The 3901-nt window shown below is 65.6% G+C and carries 6 protein-coding genes; 3 read left to right on the forward strand and 3 right to left on the reverse strand.

Features of this window, described 5'->3' with window-relative positions:
• The 3 genes from Q0D45_RS03045 to rlmH all read left to right on the forward strand — a co-directional run.
• On the forward strand, positions 1 to 570 hold a 570-nt coding region (locus Q0D45_RS03045), incomplete at its 5' end, for a nicotinate-nicotinamide nucleotide adenylyltransferase (protein WP_293388331.1).
• Complete coding sequence (rsfS, locus tag Q0D45_RS03050) at positions 563 to 943, forward strand: ribosome silencing factor (protein WP_293388334.1); 381 nt, start codon at positions 563 to 565, stop codon at positions 941 to 943. The genes Q0D45_RS03045 and rsfS, both read left to right, overlap by 8 nt.
• A 26-nt stretch (positions 944 to 969) precedes the next feature.
• Positions 970 to 1437, forward strand: coding sequence for a 23S rRNA (pseudouridine(1915)-N(3))-methyltransferase RlmH (gene rlmH / locus Q0D45_RS03055; protein WP_293388337.1), 468 nt, complete (start codon positions 970 to 972; stop codon positions 1435 to 1437).
• Between the two features lie 18 nt (positions 1438 to 1455).
• On the opposite strand, the gene Q0D45_RS03060 is transcribed toward rlmH, so the two are convergent.
• The 3 genes from Q0D45_RS03060 to hisD all read right to left on the reverse strand — a co-directional run.
• The gene (locus Q0D45_RS03060; RefSeq protein WP_293388340.1) at positions 1456 to 2505 is read right to left on the reverse strand and encodes a cyclic nucleotide-binding domain-containing protein; all 1050 of its coding nucleotides are present in this window, start codon (positions 2503 to 2505) and stop codon (positions 1456 to 1458) included.
• 102 nt (positions 2506 to 2607) lie between these two features.
• Positions 2608 to 2901, reverse strand: coding sequence for a ComEA family DNA-binding protein (locus Q0D45_RS03065; protein WP_293388343.1), 294 nt, complete (start codon positions 2899 to 2901; stop codon positions 2608 to 2610).
• A gap of 191 nt (positions 2902 to 3092) precedes the next feature.
• Positions 3093 to 3901, reverse strand: an 809-nt coding sequence (gene hisD / locus Q0D45_RS03070) for a histidinol dehydrogenase (RefSeq protein ID WP_293388345.1), incomplete at its 5' end; no start/stop codon positions are given.

Genomic DNA, 3901 nt, shown 5'->3' on the forward strand with positions numbered 1-3901 from the left:
CCGAGCGCCCGCCCGCCGCACCGCGCCGCCCCCGGCGTCAGCGCCGAACGGCGGCTGGAATGGGCCCGGCTCGGGGTCGGTGATGAGCCGGGCCTGATCGTCGACGACCGCGAACTGCGCCGCGCACGCGCGCAGCAGCATCCGTCCTATACCTTCGACACGCTGGCGGCGCTGAAGGCCGAAGCGCCGGCGACGCGCCTGCATCTGCTGCTCGGTGACGACGCCGCCAATCGCCTGCATACCTGGCATCGCTGGCGCGAACTGTTCGACCTGGCGCATATCGTCGTCGTCCAGCGTCCGCATCCGGCCGATGTCCCGGCCACAGAACTGGCCGAGTTTCTGCATGACCGGACAGTGGCGTCGGTCGAAGCGCTGAGTCGTCAGTCTGCCGGCCTGTGGCTACCGGTCAGCCTGCCGCCGCTGGCGATCTCGGCCACCCGCATTCGAGCTTTGCTGCAAGCCGGCCGCAGTGTTCGCGGTCTGGTGCCTGAAGCTGTCATCCGTTCCCTGACCTCCGAGGACGTTCGCGCACTCACCATTGATGAAGACAAAGACCCCGCCCATGACTGAAAAAGCCGCTGTCAATTCCCACGCCTCGTCGACCGAGCTCGGCGCGCTGGCCGTCACTGCCCTCGAAGACCTGAAAGCGGTCGACATCAAGGTGCTCGACGTCTCGAAGCTGACCTCGATCACCGACATCATGGTGATCGCCACCGGCACCTCGAACCGCCACGCGGCTTCGCTGGCGCACAGCGTCATCGACAAGGCCAAGGAAAACGGTCACCGGCCGGTGGGCGTCGAAGGCCTGAACGAGGGCGAGTGGGTGCTGGTCAACCTCGGCGGCGTCATCATTCACGTGATGCAGGCGCAGACGCGCGCGTTCTACCAGCTCGAAAAGCTCTGGGACTTCACCCAGCGCGAACCGGCCGTCCGCAGCGCCTGAAGCGGTTCGCAGCGAGGGACTAGCCGATGCGCATCCGCCTGATCGCGATCGGCACGCGCATGCCGGACTGGATCGCGTCCGGCTACGAGGATTACGCGGCCCGCCTGCCGCGCGAGCTGAAGCTGGAGCTGGTTGAACTCGCAGTCGAGCATCGCGGCAAGAACGCCGATATCCCGCGCCTGCGCGAAGCCGAAGGCGAGCGCTTGCTGAAAGCGGCCGGCGAGGCCCGGATCATCGCGTTCGACGAGCACGGCACGCAGCCCGATACCGTCGCCTGGTCGAAGTCGCTGAAAGCCTGGATGCAGGACGGCCGCGATGTCGCGCTGCTGATCGGCGGGCCGGATGGCCATGCGCCAGCGGTCCTGGCAAGAGCCGATGCCAAGTGGTCGCTATCGAAGCTGACCTTTCCGCATGCGCTGGTAAGGGTGATCGTCGCCGAGCAGTTGTACCGAGCCTGGAGCCTGCTCAACAACCATCCGTATCACCGCGCCTGAGCGCCCCGCTCCAGAAACTCAGCTACCGCGCAGGCCGCCAGCCAGCACTGCTGCCGAGATACCGCGCTGCGCAAGCAAGAATGCCGCCACCGCACCACGGCGACCGGTATCACAGACGCAGACCTGCAGCCGCTGACGATCCAGGGTCGAAGCCTTCAATCGGAGCAGCCTCAGCGGCAGATTGATGCTGCCGGACAGATGCCCCGCTTCGTACTCGCTGGGCAGCCGCACATCCAGCCATTGCGCCACGCCGGCCTCGACCTGCGCCTTTGCCGTCGCTCGATCGAGCCGGACCAGCAAGGGCTCGTTCAGCAGTTCCTCGAAATCACGCCGGGCCAGGCGTTTGAGCGTGCCGGCCGTCAGCATCGTCGCGCTGGCATTGCGCGGCAGGCCAGCGATCAAGGCTTCTTCGCCAAAGCAGTCACCAGGGCCGAACTCGGCCAGAGTCAGCGTCTGTTTGCTCATGCCGCGATGGACGATCCGGCAACGGCCTTCGACGATCACGTAGAAGTAATCGCCCGCCGCGCCCTGCTCGATCACCACCTCGCCTTCGACGACCGCGATCGTATCCAGCCGCTGGAACAGCGCCTGCAGATTCGCCGGCGGCAAGCGCTGGAACGATGGCCGCTGCAGCAGCCGGGTCATCCAGTCATCGGCCGTCACTTCGCTGATCGCCGCGACCTCGCAGGCCACGCCCTGCTCCCAGGTCAGCAGCACATCGAGCAAGCCAGCGTCGACCACCAGCACTTCAACCGGGCCGACGCACACAGCCGACACATCGACCGCCGGCGGCGCCGACAGGCACTGCTGCGCCCGCGCCTCCCCGGCCTTCACATCGACCAAGGTCCAGCCATTGGCATCGCGCAGGCGAACCTGGCCGCGCAGCAGATACCAGGCCTTGGTCTGCGTCTGTCCGGCCCGGAACAGCACGCTGCCGGCCGGATGCGCATGAATGGCCGCCTGCTTGGCGAGCCGCTGCAGAGACTCCGCGGCGAGCGCGCTCATCGGCACGAAGCCGGCCAGCAATTCAGGGCCGACCAGTTGAGCGGGGGTCTGCGATTGGGACATGTCTGGACCCATCAGACCCTTGAACACATATTGGGAAGTCGAAGCGTGCAAGGACTCGCGCCGATGGCTTGAGTCCTTGCGCCCGTGGCCGAAAGCGGCGGTCTACTTCGCCGTCGGCTTGGCGGCTGCCGCGGCCTTGCCGCTGACCGACAGACTGTCCTTGTTCTTGGAGATTGTTGCCGCACCGATACCCGGCACCTTCTCCAGATCGTCGACCGTCTTGAACGGCCCGTTCTTGGTCCGGTACTCGACGATCGCTGCCGCTTTCGCCGGACCGACTCCATTCAGCGTTTCCAGTGTCTTCGCATCGGCGGTATTGACATCAATCGATGCCGCCCAGACCAGCGACGAGAATGCGAGCACCACGCCAGCCAGAATTCCCTTGAGGATTTTCATGATCAACGCTCCCTTGCATGTGTGACGGAGGATTGCGTCGATGGAGGCAACTTCTGATTCTGCTCCTGTCCGGCGCGGGCCAATACTTGGCCTTCGCGGAGCGGAAAACAGTGATACGGCTCACATTAAAATCCGATCGCCAGGCGATCCGTGATCTCGATAACGCTTGCGCTCTTTGCTCTGAATCGAGCTCAGCCGCGATCGCGCGCGCTGGCGGCATGCGCCTGCAGGCCTTCGGCGTCGGCGATGGTGCCGGCGATGTCGGCCAGCACCTTCGCGCCGCTTGGCGTGACTTCGATCAGACTCGAACGCTTCTGGAATTCATAGACGCCGAGTGGATTCGAGAAGCGTGCCGCGCGCGAAGTCGGCAGCACATGGTTGGGGCCGGCGCAGTAGTCGCCGAAAGCTTCCGGCGCATGACGGCCAAGGAACACGGCGCCGGCATGGCGAATGGATTCCAGCAGCGCACGCGGCTCGGCGACCGACAACTCCAGATGTTCCGGCGCAATGCGATTGGAGACTTGCGCAGCTTCGGCAAGATCGCGGACCAGGATCAGCGCACCACGGCCGGCAATCGACTGGCGAACGATGTCGGCACGCGGCAACTCGGCGAGGCGCGCGTTCATCGCCGCGAACACCGCGTCGAGATGTTCGGCACTCGGCGAAATCAGAATGCTCTGGGCGACTTCGTCGTGTTCGGCCTGGCTGAACAGATCCATCGCGATCCAGCGCGGGTCGGTCAGGCCATCGCCGATGACGACGATTTCGCTCGGGCCGGCAATGGAGTCGATGCCGACGCGACCAAACACCAGGCGCTTGGCAGCAGCGACATAGGCATTGCCGGGGCCGACGATCTTGTCGACGGCCGGGATCGTCGCCGTGCCATAGGCGAGCGCGGCGATCGCCTGCGCGCCACCGATGGTGAACACCCGATCGACACCGGCGAGATGGGCGGCGCCGAGCACCACCGGATTCACTTCACCACCGCTCGCGGGCACCC

The organism is Nevskia sp. (assembly GCF_023266035.1).
GTDB lineage: Bacteria > Pseudomonadota > Gammaproteobacteria > Nevskiales > Nevskiaceae > Nevskia.